1 protein-coding gene and 1 pseudogene are annotated in these 2593 nt (G+C 73.3%); both read right to left on the bottom strand.

Annotated elements, in window-relative coordinates:
* Positions 1 to 201 (bottom strand): annotated as a pseudogene (locus tag AB0J52_RS35625) (hypothetical protein); the annotation flags it as partial.
* A 113-nt stretch (positions 202 to 314) separates the two neighbouring features.
* Positions 315 to 2593: MFS transporter (locus AB0J52_RS35620; protein WP_500187325.1), on the bottom strand; the 2279-nt coding region annotated here is incomplete at its 5' end.

Here is a 2593-nt window from a genome sequence, read left to right as displayed (position 1 = left end):
AGCGGGCGCGTAGCCCACGGCGGTCACGATCGCCGTGTAGGCGCCGGGCGGCGGGGCGGGCGCGGCGAGGTCGCCGTTCTCGCCCGCCTGCTCCCGCGCCACCTGCGCGCCCGTCAGGTCGGTGATGGTCACGGCGGCGTGCGGGACGGCCCAGCCGTCTCGCGTCCGCACCGCCGCACGCAGCCCGCGGCTCACTTCCATGTCACAAAGCCCGCATTCCGAAGTCGTGGTTCCCGTGTCCCCGGAGGATCTCCAGGGTCGCTTCCCGTAGGGCGTGAAGCCCTGGGGCCATCCGGCGGGACGGCCCCAGGGCGTCACTCAGAGGGGAAGCCGAGCTGGAGGTCGTGGTCCTCCAGGCTTCCGCCGGACAGGTTGAGGCCGGTGGCGACCGGCGGATAGCCGGACGCGATCACCGTGTACTGCCCACCGGTCAGGTCGGTGAAGGCGTACTCGCCGTCCGGCCCGGTCGTGGTGACGCCGACGACGTCGCCCGCCGCGTCCACCAGGGTGACGCGGGCCTTGCCGACCGGAGCCCCGGCGTCGTCGCGGACGACGCCGCGCACGTTCACGCCCGCCGGGAGCCGCACGTCCTGCCTGGTCTGGCCGCTTCCGGCCACCTCGACCTGGAGCGCGGCGGGACGGTGCCCGGCGGCGCTGACCGCGATCGTGAAGGTGCCGGAGACGACGTCCTGGAAGGCGTACTCGCCGGACGCGCCGGTCCGCACGCTGCCCACGACCTCGCCGCGGACGTCCGTGACGACGACGGTAGCGCCGTCGATCGGGGCGCCGTCGGAGCCGGACACGGTTCCGGCCAGGCCACCGTTCCCGGTCAGGACGAGGTCGAACTCGACCGGACCGTCCCCGACGGCCAGCGTCGCGGCGCGCGGCTCGTGGCCGCCGGTCGCGGCGATCAGCACGTACGTGCCGGGGCCGGGGGTGGCGAGCGCGTACCCGCCGTCCGGCCGGGTCAGGGCGCGGCCGAGCTGGCGTCCCGCCACGTCGATGAGGGTCACCGCCGCGGACGCGACGGGAGCCCCGCCGCCACCGCGGACGACGCCGCTGATCGTCGCACCGCTTCCGGTGCTCGGCTCGACAATGGCGTTCTGACCTGCGGGAACCGCCGCAGGGTTCGACGGGGTAGCCGCCCCGCCGCCTGCAATGCTCGCCTGCGGCGCGACGCCATCGCCCCCAGGCGCCGCCGCAAGACCGGTGCTCGCGAGACCGTTCACGGCCGGGTCGGTCGTCCCGTTCGCGGGCATGCCCGCCCCCGCGACCAGGTTGTTCACGGCCACACCGTTCGCAGCCGACGACGGAGCGGACGCGCCGACCCCGGCGAGTTCGTGCTCGGCGCGGGCGTGGCGCCCGGCGGCGGCCGACGCGGCGGCCGGACCGCCCGCCGACGCGGTGGCCAGGCCGTCCGCCGAAGCGGCGTCGGCAGGCGCGGCAGCGGGCTGCTCGACACGGCCCACGGCACTGCGCAACGGCAGTTCCTTGAGGAAGAGGACCACAACGAAACCGACCAGCGCGACCGGGACGCCCACCAGGAACACCGTCTGAAGCGACTGGGTGAACGCCTCAAGGACGATGCCCTTGAACGGCTGCGGCAGGTGCTGCACGGCCTCCGGGGTGCCGAGCGCGCCACCGCCCGCCGGCGGGCGGACGTGCGCGGCGGCCAGTCCCTCGGTGAGGTGGTGCGTGAGCCGGTTGTTGAGGATCGCGCCGAACGCGGCCGTGCCGATCGCGCCGCCGAGGTTCCGGAAGAACGAGACGCCGGACGTGGTGGCGGCGAGGTCGGTGATCGCGGCGGCGTTCTGCGCGGCCAGGATCATGATCTGCAGGGTGAGGCCGAGGCCGGCGCCGAGCACCGCGATGTCCGCGCCGATGACCACCTTGCTGGAGTCGACGTGCAGCTGCGACAGCAGGTACATCGAGCTCGCGACCAGCGCGAGGCCGACCACCGGGAACCACTTGTAGCGGCCGAGCCGGGTGACGATCTGGCCGGATCCGGTCGAGGTCACGAACATCGCGGCGACCATCGGCAGCGTCATCAGGCCGGACTTGGTGGGCGACATGCCCTTGACGATCTGCAGGTACTGCGGCAGGTAGATCATCGCGCCGAACATCGCGACGCCGACGGCCAGCGAGGCGATCGAGCAGAGCACGAAGGTCGGGTTGCGGAACAGCCGCGGCGGCAGGATCGGCTCGCGCGCCGCCCGCTCGGCGAACACCGCGCCGATGAGCAGCACGAACGCGAGCGCGGCGAGCAGGTAGGTCCACTGGGAGTTCCAGCCGAACTCCTTGCCGCCCATGGTGAGGATGAGCATGACCACGGTCGCCGCGCCGGTGATCGTGAAGGCGCCGAAGATGTCGATGCGGGTGTCCCGCTTGATCTTCGGGAGCTTCAGCACCTTCTGCATGACCAGCAGCGAGATGATCGCGAGCGGCACGCAGACGTAGAAGCACCAGCGCCAGCCGAGCGCGTCGGCGTCCACGATGAAGCCGCCGAGCATCGGCCCGGCGACGGTCGCGACGCCGAACACCGCGCCCATGTAGCCGGAGTAGCGGCCCCGCTCGCGCGGCGGGACGACGTCGC

Source organism: Spirillospora sp. NPDC049652, assembly GCF_040675125.1.
In the GTDB taxonomy this organism is placed as follows: Bacteria; Actinomycetota; Actinomycetes; order Streptosporangiales; family Streptosporangiaceae; genus Spirillospora.
This window is presented reverse-complemented; position numbering and strand designations above follow the sequence as displayed.